Origin of the sequence: Pseudomonas sp. NFACC05-1, from assembly GCF_900100135.1 — a bacterium.
In the GTDB taxonomy this organism is placed as follows: Bacteria; Pseudomonadota; Gammaproteobacteria; order Pseudomonadales; family Pseudomonadaceae; genus Aquipseudomonas; species Aquipseudomonas fluorescens_Q.
Window position 1 is genome coordinate 147,685 of record NZ_FMTR01000004.1, and the last position, 15,000, is coordinate 162,684.

The 15,000-nt window shown below is 61.5% G+C and carries 16 protein-coding genes; 9 read left to right on the plus strand and 7 right to left on the minus strand.

Annotated features, from left to right (window positions below):
• Positions 1-52 precede the first annotated feature (52 nt).
• Positions 53-1,252 carry an MFS transporter gene (locus BLO97_RS08985; RefSeq protein WP_063324684.1) on the plus strand — a complete coding sequence of 400 codons (1,200 nt, stop codon included), beginning with the start codon at positions 53-55 and terminating at the stop codon, positions 1,250-1,252.
• Here the strand turns inward: BLO97_RS08985 and arfB are convergent.
• Together arfB and BLO97_RS08995 are read right to left on the minus strand one after the other, a co-directional pair.
• Entirely contained in the window at positions 1,249-1,662 is a 414-nt protein-coding gene (arfB, locus tag BLO97_RS08990) for an alternative ribosome rescue aminoacyl-tRNA hydrolase ArfB (protein WP_092145197.1), read from the minus strand. The two genes, BLO97_RS08985 and arfB, sit on opposite strands and share 4 nt — an antisense overlap.
• Before the next feature lie 338 nt (positions 1,663-2,000).
• On the minus strand, positions 2,001-3,419 hold the full coding sequence (locus BLO97_RS08995; RefSeq protein ID WP_063324682.1) for an amino acid permease: 1,419 nt from the start codon (positions 3,417-3,419) through the stop codon (positions 2,001-2,003).
• 938 nt (positions 3,420-4,357) lie between these two features.
• Between BLO97_RS08995 and BLO97_RS31590 the strand changes: the two genes are divergently transcribed.
• Positions 4,358-4,495, plus strand: coding sequence for a hypothetical protein (locus tag BLO97_RS31590; RefSeq protein ID WP_003178782.1), 138 nt, complete (start codon positions 4,358-4,360; stop codon positions 4,493-4,495).
• 92 nt (positions 4,496-4,587) lie between these two features.
• A complete protein-coding gene (locus BLO97_RS09000) occupies positions 4,588-5,553 on the plus strand; it encodes a M29 family metallopeptidase (RefSeq protein ID WP_092145194.1) in 966 nt (321 codons plus the stop codon).
• 181 nt (positions 5,554-5,734) lie between these two features.
• On the opposite strand, the gene rluB is transcribed toward BLO97_RS09000, so the two are convergent.
• From rluB to BLO97_RS09025, 5 genes are all read right to left on the minus strand, one after another.
• Positions 5,735-6,970 carry a 23S rRNA pseudouridine(2605) synthase RluB gene (gene rluB, locus BLO97_RS09005; RefSeq protein WP_060740973.1) on the minus strand — a complete coding sequence of 412 codons (1,236 nt, stop codon included), beginning with the start codon at positions 6,968-6,970 and terminating at the stop codon, positions 5,735-5,737.
• 297 nt (positions 6,971-7,267) lie between these two features.
• Positions 7,268-8,221 (minus strand): SMC-Scp complex subunit ScpB, encoded by a 954-nt coding sequence (gene scpB, locus BLO97_RS09010; protein ID WP_092345621.1) that lies wholly within the window; start codon positions 8,219-8,221, stop codon positions 7,268-7,270.
• 11 nt (positions 8,222-8,232) lie between these two features.
• Complete coding sequence (locus tag BLO97_RS09015) at positions 8,233-8,931, minus strand: segregation and condensation protein A (RefSeq protein WP_165826070.1); 699 nt, start codon at positions 8,929-8,931, stop codon at positions 8,233-8,235.
• Between the two features lie 132 nt (positions 8,932-9,063).
• Positions 9,064-9,693: an L-threonylcarbamoyladenylate synthase gene (locus BLO97_RS09020; RefSeq protein ID WP_063325238.1), complete on the minus strand. Its 630-nt coding sequence runs from the start codon at positions 9,691-9,693 to the stop codon at positions 9,064-9,066.
• A gap of 13 nt (positions 9,694-9,706) precedes the next feature.
• Positions 9,707-10,570 (minus strand): PHP domain-containing protein, encoded by an 864-nt coding sequence (locus BLO97_RS09025; protein WP_060740970.1) that lies wholly within the window; start codon positions 10,568-10,570, stop codon positions 9,707-9,709.
• 87 nt (positions 10,571-10,657) lie between these two features.
• Here BLO97_RS09025 and BLO97_RS09030 point away from each other — a divergent pair, with 87 nt between their 5' ends.
• The 6 genes from BLO97_RS09030 to BLO97_RS09055 all read left to right on the plus strand — a co-directional run bounded on the left by BLO97_RS09030 (position 10,658) and on the right by BLO97_RS09055 (position 14,938).
• Positions 10,658-11,254 (plus strand): septation protein A, encoded by a 597-nt coding sequence (locus tag BLO97_RS09030; RefSeq protein ID WP_063324677.1) that lies wholly within the window; start codon positions 10,658-10,660, stop codon positions 11,252-11,254.
• Between the two features lies 1 nt (position 11,255).
• Entirely contained in the window at positions 11,256-11,555 is a 300-nt protein-coding gene (locus tag BLO97_RS09035; protein WP_057452480.1) for a YciI family protein, read from the plus strand.
• A gap of 106 nt (positions 11,556-11,661) precedes the next feature.
• Positions 11,662-12,072: an SH3 domain-containing protein gene (locus tag BLO97_RS09040; protein WP_063324676.1), complete on the plus strand. Its 411-nt coding sequence runs from the start codon at positions 11,662-11,664 to the stop codon at positions 12,070-12,072.
• A 7-nt stretch (positions 12,073-12,079) separates the two neighbouring features.
• Positions 12,080-12,757: a response regulator transcription factor gene (locus BLO97_RS09045; protein WP_063324675.1), complete on the plus strand. Its 678-nt coding sequence runs from the start codon at positions 12,080-12,082 to the stop codon at positions 12,755-12,757.
• A gap of 337 nt (positions 12,758-13,094) precedes the next feature.
• The gene (locus BLO97_RS09050) at positions 13,095-13,532 is read left to right on the plus strand and encodes a Spy/CpxP family protein refolding chaperone (RefSeq protein ID WP_092145190.1); all 438 of its coding nucleotides are present in this window, start codon (positions 13,095-13,097) and stop codon (positions 13,530-13,532) included.
• Between the two features lie 65 nt (positions 13,533-13,597).
• The gene (locus BLO97_RS09055) at positions 13,598-14,938 is read left to right on the plus strand and encodes a sensor histidine kinase (RefSeq protein ID WP_063324673.1); all 1,341 of its coding nucleotides are present in this window, start codon (positions 13,598-13,600) and stop codon (positions 14,936-14,938) included.
• The last annotated feature ends 62 nt before the right edge of the window (positions 14,939-15,000 follow it).

Consider the following 15,000-nt stretch of genomic DNA (forward strand, 5'->3'; position numbering starts at 1 on the left):
GCCGTTATCATAAGCAGCCTATCTATCCTGCTGCTCCGTGGACCTTTACCCCATGTCAGATTCCCAGCGCCCCCTGGCGGTCACGCTGCAAGTCGTCTCCATCGTCCTGTTCACCTTCATCGGCTACCTGAATATCGGCATTCCCCTGGCCGTGCTGCCCGGGTTCGTCCACGGCGAACTGGGCTTCGGCGCAGTGATCGCCGGGTTGGTGATCAGCGTGCAATACCTGGCCACCCTGCTCAGTCGTCCTTACGCCGGGCGAATCATCGATAACCTGGGGAGCAAGCGCGCGGTGATGTTCGGCCTCGCCGGCTGCGGGCTGAGCGGCGTGTTCATGCTGGTCTCTGCCTGGACGCCCCACCTGCCCACGTTCAGCCTGATCAGCCTGCTGATCGGTCGTCTGGTGCTCGGCAGCGCGGAAAGCCTGGTGGGCTCCGGTTCGATTGGCTGGGGCATCGGCCGGGTCGGCGCGGCGAATACCGCCAAGGTGATTTCCTGGAACGGTATCGCCAGTTACGGCGCGCTGGCGATCGGCGCACCGCTGGGAGTGTGGCTGGTCAATGCGCTGGGGCTGTGGAGCATGGGCGTGAGCATTATCTTGCTCGGTTTGCTGGGGTTGGCATTGGCCTGGCGCAAAACCGCCGCGCCCATCGTCACTGGCGAACGCCTGCCGTTCATGCACGTGCTGGGGCGCGTCCTGCCGCACGGCTGCGGCCTGGCCCTAGGTTCCATCGGGTTTGGCACCATCGCCACGTTCATCACCCTGTACTACGCCACCCAGCATTGGGACAACGCGGTGTTGTGCCTGAGCCTGTTCGGCGCCAGCTTCATCGGCGCGCGCTTGCTCTTTGGCAACCTGATCAACCGAATGGGCGGCTTCCGCGTCGCCATTGCCTGCCTGTCGGTGGAAACCCTGGGCCTGTTGCTGTTGTGGCTCGCACCGGATGCCCACTGGGCCCTGGCGGGCGCGGCGTTGAGCGGTTTCGGCTTCTCCCTGGTGTTTCCGGCGCTGGGCGTGGAAGCGGTCAACCTGGTGCCGGCCTCCAGCCGTGGGGCGGCGGTGGGGGCTTATTCACTGTTCATTGATTTGTCGCTGGGGATCACCGGACCGCTGGCCGGTGCGATTGCTGCGGGCTTCGGCTTTGCCTCGATCTTTCTGTTCGCCGCATTCGCGGCCCTGGGCGGGTTGGCATTGAGCGTCTATCTGTACCGACAGGCGCCGAGGCATCGCCAGGAACGGGAGAAAAGCTAGAAGTCCACCTTGCCGCGGCCGGCCTTGATCGAGCCGCGCTTGGTCTTGGATTCCAGGCGACGCTTTTTCGAACCCAGGGTCGGTTTGGTCGGACGGCGCTTCTTCTCGACCTTGGTGGCGCTGAGGATCAGCTCGAGCAGGCGCTCCAGGGCATCGGCCCGGTTCTGTTCCTGGGTGCGGTACTGCTGGGCCTTGATGATCAACACACCGTCGCTGGTAATGCGACTGTCACTCAGGGCCAGCAGCCGCTCCTTGTAGAACTCGGGCAGCGACGAGGCCGGAATGTCGAAGCGCAAATGCACGGCACTGGAGACCTTGTTGACGTTCTGCCCCCCGGCCCCCTGGGCGCGGATGGCCGTCAGCTCGATCTCGGCATCCGGGATGTGCACGGTGTTGGAAATCGCCAGCATGGAAAGTGTCCGGTATCAGGCCCCACAGGATACCGCGAATCCCCCCGACAACGCCTAACCCTGTGGGAGGTGTGAGCCGGAAACGACAAACCCGGCACTTGGCCTAATGCGGTTCATTCAAGAAAAATGATGGACCTGTGGCGAGGGAGCTTGCTCCCGTTCGGCTGCGAAGCAGTCGTAAACCGGCGGGTGCGGTGCGTCTGATGCTCCGCATCTGGCAGGTTTTGGGGCCGCTTCGCGGCCCAGCGGGAGCAAGCTCCCTCGCCACGGGTTTGCCGATTGCCTTGAGTGAACAGCATTACGGCACTTCGCCGGGTTTGTTGTATTTTCAGGATGGATTACTTGGCTGCAGCCGCCACAGCCAGTTCCTGCCGCGCACTGCGCTTGTTCTTGATCCAATAGCACACGGCCATGAACACCACCCACACCGGAATCGCATAGACCGATACCTGGATGCCCGGGATCAACAACATCACGCCCAGGATGAACACCACGAACGCCAGGCAGATGTAGTTGCCGTACGGGTACCACAGCGCCTTGAACAGCGGCGTCTGATGGGTCTGGTTCATGTGCTGGCGGAACTTGAAGTGCGAGTAGCTGATCATCGCCCAGTTGATCACCAGGGTCGCGACCACCAGCGACATCAGCAACTCCAGCGCATGTTGCGGGATCAGGTAATTCAACAGCACCGCCACCAGCGTGACCGCCGCCGATGCGAGGATCGAACGCACCGGCACGCCGCGCTTGTCGATCTTGGACAAGACCTTGGGCGCATCGCCCTGCTCGGCCATGCCCAGCAACATACGGCTGTTGCAATAGGTGCCGCTGTTGTACACCGACAGCGCGGCGGTCAGCACCACGAAGTTGAGGATATGCGCCGCGGTGTTGCTGCCCAGCATCGAGAACACCTGCACGAACGGGCTGCCGCTGTAGGCATCGCCGGAGGCGTTGAGCGTGCTCAGCAGGCTGTCCCAAGGCGTCAGGGACAGCAGCACCACGAGGGCGCCGATGTAGAAAATCAGGATCCGGTAGATCACCTGGTTAATGGCCTTGGGGATCACGGTTTTCGGTTTGTCGGCCTCAGCGGCGGTGAAACCGAGCATTTCCAGGCCACCAAAAGAGAACATGATGATCGCCATGGCCATCACCAGGCCGCTGACGCCGTTGGGGAAAAACCCACCATGGGACCACAGGTTGGTCACCGACGCTTGCGGGCCGCCGTGGCCACTGACCAGCAAATAGCTGCCCAGGGCAATCATGCCGACAATCGCCACGACCTTGATGATCGCGAACCAGAACTCGGCCTCGCCGAAGACTTTGACGTTAGCCAGGTTGATGACGTTGATCAGGATGAAAAACGCCGCCGCCGACACCCAGGTCGGGATATCCGGCGCCCAGTAATGGATGTACTTGCCGACAGCAGTCAGTTCGGACATGCCCACCAGGATGTACAGAATCCAGCAGTTCCAACCCGACAGGAACCCGGCGAAACCGCCCCAATACTTGTGGGCGAAGTGGCTGAAGGACCCGGCGACTGGCTCTTCGACGATCATTTCGCCCAACTGGCGCATGATCATGAAGGCGATGAAGCCGCAGATGGCGTAGCCAAGGATCATCGACGGGCCGGCTGATTTCAGCACCCCCGCCGAGCCGAGGAACAGGCCAGTGCCGATCGCGCCACCGAGGGCGATCAGTTGAATGTGGCGATTTTTCAGGCCGCGTTTCAGCTCGCCCGAATGCGAGTTTTGTCCACTCATGAAAAGGGTCTCACGCAAGGTTTGATGATGTTCGTTAGACGTTGCCGCTCGAATCGGATCTCAAGCAGCGCCGATCAAACCCCAGCGCAGGCACCAGGAATTCAGCGTTTTTACAACGGTCATGCGTCACCTGTTTGTTTTTATCTGTGACGAAATCGAACCCGACACGCTTGTGGCGTGGCGGAGTGAACAAGGTGGATAACCTTGAAAGTGCGTGGGTACGCGAAGGGTCACAGTAAAACGCGGCGCATTGTACACCGCTGACCCCCTGCTGCCAGACACCACCGGATCAGCGTGTCGTTTGCCGGGATTGCATGGGGCCGCCCCGAACATGCCGGGCGGCTGCAAAAAAGTGTCCAGGCCCTTGCGAGCCCCTGAAGGGTGTAGCGCTAAAAACGCTACGACGGGAGAAATGCACTTGAGCTGCGGCGTTCATTGCGCCTCCTTCTTGTTATTCACCTGCACGACAGGCATGAGGCGCATCTCACCCTGCCCATCGATTCGAAACAAGCGGGCCAGAGCTTTGGAAACCCCTGCAGGGCGGGGCTTACGGAAGTTTTTTCTTACGCTTTGGGAAAACGACGTTTCGGCCCCTCTCGATCGGCCTTTTACGTCAGCATTTCTTTACAACCCGTCACGCAAATTTTCCAAGTAGGAAATTTCCGTAGGCTGACTGCAAATTGACGGTAGGTAGCTACCTATTTAAAAAAACACCCAGGCGGCTGTTTTTGAATGAGTAATGTCGTCGCTGAAAATGGAACAAAAAGTTCAAACGAAAAAAAATAAATTATTTTTTTGCAATCCAAAATTCCCTCGACTAGGTTTTCAGCGACTTGCCAAGGCATCGTGCCGACAAGTTCTGCGGTGCCGTCGCCGGCCTGTTTCCACTCGCCGAAGCGAGCCGCTTATTTCCGTAAAAGTCATCTAGGAGATTCACTATGCAAGCACTGGACAAAGACTTGGAAACCGAACTGCAACTGGACGAATGGTTTGAAGCCCCAACCCATGAAGCCGCCGTTGAAATGATGCAGGCCGATGCCGTCGTTCCATTCGGCACGGCGATGTGGCCTCTGTAGGCACCGCCCGGCGGAGGCGATCCGGCCGGTCGACTCCGCCACTTTTGCCGGTTGTCAGGGACGTTTAATGAACTTGTCAGGGAAGAATAAGCATGGACACGCAACGAGCCATCTCACATTTCCTTTACTACCTCGAACACCATCCCGCCCTGGCCGGCATCCAGCCCGCCAAGGTGTTGCTCGGCCATACCGCTGACTACGAAGCGCTGACCGGCGCCATCGCCGAACAGGCGGGCAGCGGCTCGCCCTTCCGGTTCAGTGCCATGCGCCTGGACCTCGAACCCACGGAGCGCCTGTCCAAGGCCATTGCCGACTGCGATCTGTATATTTTCTTCTACGACTCCTCGACCCTGCCCAACCCTCGTCCCGACGGCCCGGACTTTGTCCGCGCACTGCAAGGCGTGATGGCCGACAACTGGAAGAAATCGCTGCTGTTCAAGGACTACGGCGACTACTTCTACGACACCTTCAGCGTGATTCCCCAGCGTATCGCCGGGCTCAACAGTCACCTGATCCGACGCATGTCCCAGGCGGCGACCCTGAGTTTCCAGGATGACCACGGTTCATATTTCGACACAGTCCTGGGCGGCGTGAAGAAGTGGACCGACATCAACGGCCTCGGCAACTACGACCTGGCGCCCGGCGAAATCGCCACTCACAGCGACACCATCAATGGTCGGGTGAATTTCGTCGGCACCTTCCTGAGCACCATCCCGTTCGCACGTAAATACGGCGTGCTGCAATCGCCGCTGGAGCTGTGGATCGAAGACTCCACCATCCAGAAAATCGCCACCGACGTACCGGGCCTGGAGCACGACTTCAACAAGTACCTGGACGCCAACCCGTCCAATCGCCGCATCGAGGAACTGGGAATCGGCACCAATGAAGGGGTCAAGAGTCTTTATGCACGCAACGCCGGTTTCGAGGAGCGCCATTGCGGCCTGCACCTGGGACTCGGTGGCGGGGCCAAGGGCAGCCATCACCTGGACCTGATTTTCGAGAGCGGCGTATTGGCGCTGGATAACGAGCCGATGTTTGATGGGCGGTTTGTGCTTTAGGGGCAGTTGCAAGCGGCGAGCTTCAAGCGGCAAGAAAGAGCGAGCAGCCTCTGGATCGTGGTGTGGAGCTGCTCGCGAAGACGGCCGCACCGGCAGCGTATCAATAACGCCAGACACAAAAACGGCAACCTAGTGGTTGCCGTTTTTTCTTGCAGCTTGCAGCTAGAAGCTCATGGCTGCCTCACTCCGGCTTACGACGCCCGAACCCCGGACGCTGTCCCGAACCTGCCGGTGCACCACGGCGCTTGCCCGATGGCGCATCGCGATCGGCCAGGACGATACCCGGGCGCTTTTTCGGCGCGGGCTTGGCCGGACGCTTGGTGTCGGCCGGGCGATCGGCGACTGGCGTACCGCGGCCAGCCGGAGCACCGCGCCCCTCACCACGTTCAGTCCGACCATTGGCCGGACGCGGCGTGCGTGGACCACGCTCGCCGTCCTGGCGAGGTGCAGGCTTGCGGGCCGGGCGCTCGCCTTCGATCTGCGGCTCGCGGGAAGGACGCGGACCGGTCGCCACACCTTCAGCAGCCGGACGCAGCGTACGCACGCGCTCGGTCTTGCCCATCGGGCGCGAGGATTTACGCTGCATCCGCTCCAGCTTGTCCTTGCTCTTGGCGGTCATCTGCGGCATTGCTACCGGCTTGAGGCCTACTTCGGCCGCCAGGATGTCGACTTCGTACTGGCTCATTTCGCGCCAGCGGCCCATCGGCAGGTCGGAATTGAGGAACACCGGACCGAAGCGCACGCGCTTGAGGCGGCTGACCACCAACCCCTGGGATTCCCACAGACGCCGCACTTCACGGTTGCGGCCTTCCATCACCACGCAGTGGTACCAGTGGTTGAAGCCTTCACCGCCGGGCGCCTGCTTGATGTCGGTGAAACGCGCCGGGCCGTCTTCCAGCACGACGCCGGCCTTCAGGCGCTCGATCATCTCGTCATCGACTTCACCACGCACACGCACAGCGTATTCGCGGTCCATCTCGTAGGACGGGTGCATCAAGCGGTTGGCCAGTTCACCGTCGGTGGTGAACATCAGCAGACCGGTGGTGTTGATGTCCAAGCGCCCGATGTTGATCCAGCGGCCTTCTTTCGGACGCGGCATCTTGTCGAACACGGTCGGACGGCCTTCCGGGTCGTCACGGGTGCAGATCTCGCCGTCGGGTTTGTTGTACATGATCACGCGACGCACCGTTTCGGCGGCCTCTTCGCGCTTGATCACCTTGCCATCGATGGTGATGGCGTCATGCATGTCGACACGCAGGCCCAAGGTGGCATCTTTGCCATTGACCTTGATCCGGCCCTGGGTGATCCAGGCTTCCACGTCACGGCGCGAACCGACGCCGATACGGGCGAGGACTTTTTGCAGCTTCTCGCCTGCTGGGCCGATTTCCTGGCTGTCGTTCTGGTCTTGGTCTTTCATTCTGGGCACCTCCCGGTGTGGTCGAGCCAGGCTTGGCCTGACGCTTTGAAAACGGGTCTTCGACGAAGGGATCGCCAAAGGGTCGCGAATCATACGCTCGTTGAGGCGATTGCGCATCAGAGACTAGCTGATCAACCCAGGCTCAGCGCTTTTTCCGCCGACCGGTGGCTGAAGGCCCCCTGTGGGAGCCGAGCTTGCTCGCGATAGCGGTGGGTCAGCTTGCATTGATGCTGAATGTTCCTCTGTCATCGCGAGCAGCTCGGCTCCCACAGGCGACCGCGTTCCAACCCAGTTGAATCAATCGTCGAACTGGCGCCGTTCGTTTTCGATCGCTTCGGCCAGGGCGCGGGCTTCGGCTTCCTCGTCGCTCAGTTCGGGTTCCGGCGGTTGGAGGGCGGCGACGGCGGCCAGCAGTTTTTCCCGGGCTTCGGCAACGCCGAGGATGTCTTCTTCCGGCTCAGGTTCAGGTTCAGGTTCAGGCTCCGACTCGCTGTCAGGCTCCGGCAACTCATCCGTCTCGCCTTCAGGCCCCGGCCCCTCACGCAGCAGGTCGTCGAAATCGGTCTTCAAGCCCTCCTCCATGGTGTCCAGCTCCAGCAACAACGAGTGGAAACTGGTCTCTTCCTTCGGCTCCTCAGGCTCGGCACTGGCGTCGGCCAATTCCTGCAGGCCCTGGGGCACCGGGGCGTCGTCGAATTCCAGCATCGGTTCGGGTTCCAGCTCCCGCAGTTCGGCCAGCGGCGGCAGGTCATCCAGGTTCTTCAGGTTGAAGTGATCGAGAAAGGCCTTGGTGGTGGCGAACATCGCCGGTTTGCCGGGCACATCGCGATAGCCGACGACGCGGATCCACTCGCGCTCCAACAGCGTCTTGACGATATGGCTGTTGACCGCCACGCCGCGCACATCTTCGATCTCGCCCCGGGTGATCGGTTGACGATAGGCAATCAATGCCATGGTTTCGAGCATGGCGCGGGAGTAGCGCTGCGGCCGCTCCTCCCACAGGCGCCCGACCCATGGCGCGAACTTCTCGCGGATCTGCAGGCGATAACCGGACGCCACTTCCTTGAGCTCGAAGGCCCGTCCCTCGCAGGATTTGCCCAGCAGCGTCAGGGCTTTCTTGAACACGGCCGGCTCAGGTCGCTCGCCTTCTTCGAAGAGTTCGAACAGGCGCTCCATCGATTGCGGCTTTCCCGAGGCCAACAGGAAAGCTTCAAGCAAGGGGGCCAGCTCGCGGGGTTCAGTCAGATTCATTGATTTGCTCGTTATTCGGCTCGTGCCCGCACATGGATCGCTGCGAACGGCTCATTCTGTACCAGCTCGACCAAGGATTCCTTGACCAATTCCAAGACCGCCATAAACGTCACAACGACCCCCAGGCGCCCTTCCTCGGCGGTGAACAGCTCGACGAACGGCACGAAACCGCCGCCCTTGAGCCGCTCCAGCACATCGCTCATGCGCTCGCGGGTGGACAGCGCTTCGCGGCTGACCTGATGACTTTCAAACATATCGCCCCGGCGCAGGACCTCAGCCATGGACATCAGCAACTCTTCCAGGCTCACATCCGGCAGCAACTTGCGCGCCCGCGCCTCGGGGGCATCGAGCTTGGGCACCACCACATCGCGCCCGACCCGATTCAAACCATCGAGGCCTTCGGCTGCGACCTTGAAGCGTTCGTACTCCTGCAAACGACGGATCAGTTCGGCCCGCGGGTCGTCCTCTTCCGCTTCGACCTCAGCCGAGCGCGGCAGCAGCATCCGCGACTTGATCTCGGCCAGCATGGCGGCCATCACCAGGTACTCGGCCGCCAGTTCCAGGCGCACCGACTGCATCAACTCGACGTAGCCCATGTACTGGCGGGTGATTTCCGCCACGGGGATGTCGAGGATGTTGATGTTCTGTTTGCGAATCAGGTACAGCAGCAGGTCAAGCGGGCCCTCGAAGGCTTCGAGGAATACTTCCAGCGCATCCGGCGGAATGTACAGGTCCAGGGGCATTTCCATGACCGCCTGGCCATAGACCATGGCGAACGGCAGCTCCTGCTGCGCGCCGGCCTGGCTGTCTGTACGCTCCACGGCTGTTTCCACGGCGGACATTCAGGCCTCGACCATGAACGGTGTCGGATCGCCACAACCGACGCGCACCACCTGGGGCTCGCCATCGGCCAGGTTGATCACCGTGGACGCCGACATGCCGCCGAAACCGCCGTCGATGATCAGGTCCACCTGATGCTCGAGGATCTGGCGCATCTCATAGGGATCGGTCAATGGATCGGTCTCGCCGGGCATGATCAGCGTCACGCTCATCAGCGGCTCCCCCAGTTCCGCCAGCAGCGCCAGGGCAATGGGATGGCTTGGCACCCGCAGGCCGATGGTGCGCTTTTTCGGGTGCAGCAACAGCCGCGGGACTTCCCGCGTAGCATTGAGAATAAAGGTGTATGGCCCCGGCAAATGCGCCTTGAGCAGGCGGAAGGTGCCGGTGTCGATCTTGGCGAACAGGCCCAACTGCGACAGGTCGCTGCAGATGAGCGCGAAGTTGTGCTTGTCGTCCAGTTGACGCAGGCGTCTGACACGCTCCACGGCATTCTTGTCGCCGATCTGGCAACCGATAGCATAGGACGAGTCGGTGGGATAGACCACCACGCCACCGCTACGAATAATCTCCACGGCCTGTTTGATCAGGCGCGCTTGCGGGTTTTCCGGATGAATCTGGAAAAATTGACTCACGTGTTCTACCTGTTCAGACGGCGGCGGTAACGGGATCATGTTTGAATCTACACCATAGTGGTGGCAGATCTTCCGGCAACGGGCGGTACTCGCCAATCTCGGACCAGCCCCCAGGGCCATGGAAATCACTGCCGGCGGTGACCAGCAGGCCGAACTCACGGGCCAGGATCGCCAGGCTGCCGACCTGCTCGGCAGGCTGATGGCCGTTGACCACCTCAATGGCATGGCCCCCCGCTTGAATATAGTCGGCGACCAGGCGACGGCGCTTGCTGCGAGTGAAATCATAATGCCATGGATGTGCCAGGCTGACCCAGGCGCCAGCGGCCCGCAGGGTCTGGACGGTTTCTTCCAGCGTCGGCCAGTGCTGCTTGACATCCCCCAGCTTGCCGGCCCCCAGCCATTTGCGGAACGCTTCGGCGCGATCCTTGACGAACCCTTCGCGCACCATCCAGTCGGCAAAGTGTGGCCGGGCCGGTGCGTTGCCGCTGTCGCCCAGTTCCTGCTGGATCTGCCGGGCGCCGTCCAGCGCACCGGGCATGCCCTTGAGGGCCAGCTTGCGGCTGATCTCTTCGGAACGCAGCCAGCGCCCGTCGCGCAACTGCGCGATGGCCTGGACCAATGCGGGCGCATTCACATCGAAACCATAGCCCAGCACATGAATGGTCGCCCCGCCCCAGGTACAGGACAACTCGACCCCATTGACCAGTTGCATGCCCAGTGCCGTGGCGGCGCTGCGGGCCTCGTCGAGGCCTTCGAGGGTGTCGTGATCGGTCAGGGCCAGGACTCGCACGCCGTGCTCGAACGCCCGCGCCACCAGAACCGCAGGCGCCAGGGCGCCATCGGAGGCCGTGCTATGGCAGTGCAAATCAACATTCACGAGAGTTTGTTACCTCAAATCAGCTGGCCCTATCGCGGCCAAGGATGTTTGTTATTATGCCGCCACATCCTGCTTCTGGCTGCCACTGTGAAACAATTCATCGACTTCATCCCGCTCCTGCTGTTTTTCATCGTCTACAAACTTGATCCCCGGGCCGTCGACTTCGCCGGTCATTCCTTGACTGTAGGCGGTATTTACAGCGCCACCGCAGTGCTGATCATCAGTTCCCTGGTGGTCTACGGCGCATTGTTCGTGTCCCAGCGCAAGCTGGAGAAGAGCCAGTGGCTGACCCTGATCGCCTGCCTCGTGTTCGGCAGCCTGACCCTGGCGTTCCACAGCGAAACCTTCCTCAAATGGAAGGCCCCGGTGGTCAACTGGTTGTTCGCCCTCGCCTTCATCGGCAGCCACTTTGTCGGTGACCGCTTGCTGATCAAGCGCATCATGGGCCATGCCATCAACCTGCCAGAACTGATCTGGACCCGGTTGAACATCGCCTGGATCGCGTTCTTCCTGTTCTGCGGCGCCGCCAACCTGTTCGTTGCGTTCACGTTCCAGGACTACTGGGTCGACTTCAAGGTCTTCGGTAGCCTGGGCTTGACGCTGTTGTTCCTGATTGGCCAGGGTATCTACCTGTCCCGTCATCTGCATGATGCCGACCCCACTACGCCAAAAACCGAGGACTGACATGCTCTACGCAATCATTGCTACCGACGTCGCCAACTCCCTGGAAAAACGCCAGGCCGCTCGTCCCGCGCACCTGGAGCGCCTGCAAAAACTCCAGGACGAAGGCCGCGTAGTGCTGGCTGGACCGCATCCGGCGGTGGACAGCAATGACCCGGGCGCCGCGGGCTTCAGTGGCAGCCTGATGGTGGTCGAATTCGACTCGCTGTCCGCTGCGCAGCAATGGGCCGAGGCCGATCCGTTCGTTGCGGCCGGCGTCTATGCCAATGTCGTGGTCAAGCCATTCAAGCAAGTCATGCCGTAAATGCCCTGGCGCGATGAGCCTTCGCGGCTCATTGCTTTCAATTGCTCATTGTTCTCGTTTGCCTGCCGACAACCTGTCTAATCTCGATTGGAATTCAGGAGTTGCAATGCGCAAAGGTCCGTTGTGCCTGTTATTGGTCACGTTGGCGATCGGGGCACCCGCCCATGGCGAGGAGAACACCGAGGGCAGTCATTCGACGCCTTTGTCCCTGAGTGCCGGCAGCCAGATCGCCGAACTGCAGCAACGCTTGAAAGACAGCGAACGCCAGCGCGAAGAACTGAGCAAGCAGTTGCAAAACGCTGACAGCGAACGCGAGAGCGCATTGCTGGCCCGGTTGCGCCAGGAGAACCAGCGCCTGAAGCTGCAACTCAAGGAAGCCCAGGCCAGCCCCCTGCCACGCCTGTTGACCGATCAACAGCAATGGTTTGTCATCGGTGCCGGGGTAGCGCTATTGGCCCTGCTGTGCGGTATCTTTGCCAGCGGTGGACGTAGACAACGTCGGCAATGGCTAAATTGAGTGAGTCATGAGCGAGCTGTTACTGATAGACGATGACCAGGAGCTGTGCGAGCTCCTCGTTAGCTGGTTGAGCCAGGAAGGTTTTCAGGTCCGGGCCTGTCACGATGGCCAAAGTGCCCGCAAGGCCCTGGCCGAAACCGCCCCGGCAGCCGTGGTACTGGACGTGATGCTGCCCGACGGCAGTGGCCTGGAACTGCTCAAGCAATTGCGCAGCGATCACCCGGAGCTGCCGGTGCTGATGCTGTCGGCCCGGGGTGAACCGCTGGACCGTATCCTCGGCCTGGAACTGGGCGCCGATGATTACCTGGCCAAGCCCTGCGACCCACGCGAACTGACCGCCCGCCTGCGCGCCGTGCTACGGCGCAGCCACCCGACGGCCGTGTCCACCCAGATCGAACTGGGTGACCTGACTTTCAGCCCGGTGCGTGGCGTGGTCAGCATCGATGAACAGGAACAGGCCCTCACCATTTCCGAAAGCCGCCTGCTCGAAGCGTTGCTCAAGCAGCCAGGCGAGCCGCTGGACAAGCAGGAACTGGCGCAGATCGCCCTGGGCCGCAAGCTGACCCTGTACGACCGCAGCCTCGATATGCACGTGAGCAACCTGCGCAAGAAGATCGGCCCCCACCCCGACGGCCGCCCGCGCATCGTGGCGCTGCGTAGCCGTGGCTATTACTACAGCCTTTAAAGGTTGTGGCTGCTATTACGGCCCTAGAGACTGTAATTGCTATTACAGCCCCTGGAGGCTTTTGTGGCGAGGGAGCTTGCTCCCGCTCGGTTGCGCAGCAACCGCAAAATATTGGGGCCGCTTCGCAGCCCAGCGGGAGCAAGCTCCCTCGCCACAATGAACCAAGAGCCCTCCTCCTTCCCATTGCATGCCCCACGGGGTTTTGTGCAGGCTGTTTGTCAGGTCCGTACCAAAACCTCTTTACCCAAGCTTTACCCACCCCTGACCGCCGCTGACCTTGATCTCCGTAATCTGCACTCATCCGGAACTGACCGGGAATGAGACAAGGAGACACACCATGCGCAAGACCCTTATCGCTCTGATGTTCGCTGCTGCCCTGCCGACCGTCGCCATGGCCATGCCTGGAGACGCCGGCCCGATGGGTCCGATGGATGGCCCGCGCCACGGCGGCATGATGCATGACAAAGGTCCCTTCAGCGATCTGGACCTGAGCCGCGAACAGCGCCAGCAGATTCGCCGGATCATGGGCGAACAGCGCCACGAACAACGCGAACTGGTAGACAAGTACCTGGCCAAGCTGTCGCCAGCCGACCAGAAAGCCATGCAAGACGAAATGGACGCCCGGCATCAGAAGATCGATGCCCAGATCCGCGCGCTGTTGAAGCCTGAGCAGCAGAAAGAGTTCGACGCGATCCAGAAGAAACAGGCCGAGCGTCGCGCCGAGTGGGCTGAGTTCAAGGCCTGGAAAGCGCAACAGCCGCAAAAAGCGCAATAATGCACTGAAGCCCCCAGCCCAACGGCAAGTCGCCGTTGGGCTTTCTTTGTTTTCGAGGATTTACCGTGCGTTCATTGTTCTGGCGCATCCTGGCCAGTTTCTGGCTGGCCATCGCTCTGGTTGCAGGACTTTCGCTCCTGATGGGCCACATGCTCAATCAGGACGCCTGGATCCTCAGCCGCCATCCGGGTCTCAACACCCTGCCCGAAGAGTGGACACAAACCTACGAAAGCCAGGGCGAGGACGCCGCGCAGGACATCCTGCAACAGCGCAAGCGTCAATATCACATCGACGTCCAAGTGTTCAATGAAAGCGGCGACCCGGTGGTGCGCGGCACCTTCCCACATCGCGCCGCGGCCTTCGAGGCTCGGCAGAACAACAACGAGCGACGCCTGCCCTGGCGGCGACTGACCGACGAATTCACCAGCGCCAAAACCGGCGACACGTATCTGTTCATCTACCGCATCCCCCATCCCGAACTGGACGCCTGGCACCGCGACAGCCTGCTCTGGCCCCTCAGTGCGCTGGGGATCGCGCTGGTGGTGCTGACCTTGTTCAGCCTGTTGGTGACGCTTTCCATCACTCGCCCGCTGAGCCGCCTGCGTGGTGCGGTGCATGACTTGGGCCAGGCCGCCTATCAGCAGAACAGCCTCGCCAAGCTGGCCAACCGGCGGGATGAGTTCGGCGTACTGGCCACTGACTTCAACCGCATGGGCGCACGCCTGCAAAGCTTGATCACCAGCCAGCGACAACTGCTGCGCGACGTGTCCCACGAACTGCGCTCGCCCCTGGCCCGGCTGCGCATTGCCTTGGCCTTGGCTGAACGGGCCAGCCCCGAGGAGCGTGAAAGGCTCTGGCCACGCCTGACCCGCGAATGCGATCGCCTGGAAGCGTTGATCAGTGAAATCCTGGTGTTGGCCCGGGTCGATGCCGACAACGCCAGCGCCGAAGAGGTGGAACTCAACGGTTTGCTGGTCACCCTGCAAAAAGATGCGCAACTGGCCTCACCGGAACAAACCGTGCAGCTCGAAACCGAGGCGGACCTGACCCTCAAGGGCTGGCCGACCATGATCGAGCGAGCAGTGGACAACCTGCTGCGCAACGCCCAGCGCTTCAATCCGGCCGGGCAATCGATCGAGATGCACGCGATGCGCCAGGGTGAACGGATCCTGATCAGCGTGCGCGACCACGGGCCAGGCGTGGATGCCGAACACCTGGGACAATTGGGCGAGCCGTTCTATCGCGCGCCCGGCCAGACCGCCGCCGGCCATGGCCTGGGCCTGGCCATCGCGCGCCGTGCCGCCGAACGCCACGGCGGCACGCTGGTGCTGGGCAATCATCCTGGCGGCGGGTTCATCGCGACGCTGGAGTTGCCGTTGGTGCCGGGGGCGGTCGTCCAGCCGTAACCTGCAAATGAACAGTTGATCTGTTGACTCCAGGGCAACGCTGCACCCTGTGGCGAGCAAGC

Excerpts from the sequence above, each read along its gene's own strand:
- BLO97_RS08995 (WP_063324682.1), bottom strand. The coding sequence starts at position 3,419 with ATGAGTGGACAAAACTCGCATTCGGGCGAGCTGAAACGCGGCCTGAAA.
- BLO97_RS09040 (WP_063324676.1), top strand. The coding sequence starts at position 11,662 with ATGCGCAAAGGTCCGTTGTGCCTGTTATTGGTCACGTTGGCGATCGGG.
- BLO97_RS31590 (WP_003178782.1), top strand. The coding sequence starts at position 4,358 with ATGCAAGCACTGGACAAAGACTTGGAAACCGAACTGCAACTGGACGAA.
- BLO97_RS09050 (WP_092145190.1), top strand. The coding sequence starts at position 13,095 with ATGCGCAAGACCCTTATCGCTCTGATGTTCGCTGCTGCCCTGCCGACC.
- arfB (WP_092145197.1), bottom strand. The coding sequence starts at position 1,662 with ATGCTGGCGATTTCCAACACCGTGCACATCCCGGATGCCGAGATCGAG.
- BLO97_RS09035 (WP_057452480.1), top strand. The coding sequence starts at position 11,256 with ATGCTCTACGCAATCATTGCTACCGACGTCGCCAACTCCCTGGAAAAA.
- BLO97_RS09000 (WP_092145194.1), top strand. The coding sequence starts at position 4,588 with ATGGACACGCAACGAGCCATCTCACATTTCCTTTACTACCTCGAACAC.
- scpB (WP_092345621.1), bottom strand. The coding sequence starts at position 8,221 with ATGAATCTGACTGAACCCCGCGAGCTGGCCCCCTTGCTTGAAGCTTTC.
- BLO97_RS08985 (WP_063324684.1), top strand. The coding sequence starts at position 53 with ATGTCAGATTCCCAGCGCCCCCTGGCGGTCACGCTGCAAGTCGTCTCC.
- BLO97_RS09045 (WP_063324675.1), top strand. The coding sequence starts at position 12,080 with ATGAGCGAGCTGTTACTGATAGACGATGACCAGGAGCTGTGCGAGCTC.
- rluB (WP_060740973.1), bottom strand. The coding sequence starts at position 6,970 with ATGAAAGACCAAGACCAGAACGACAGCCAGGAAATCGGCCCAGCAGGC.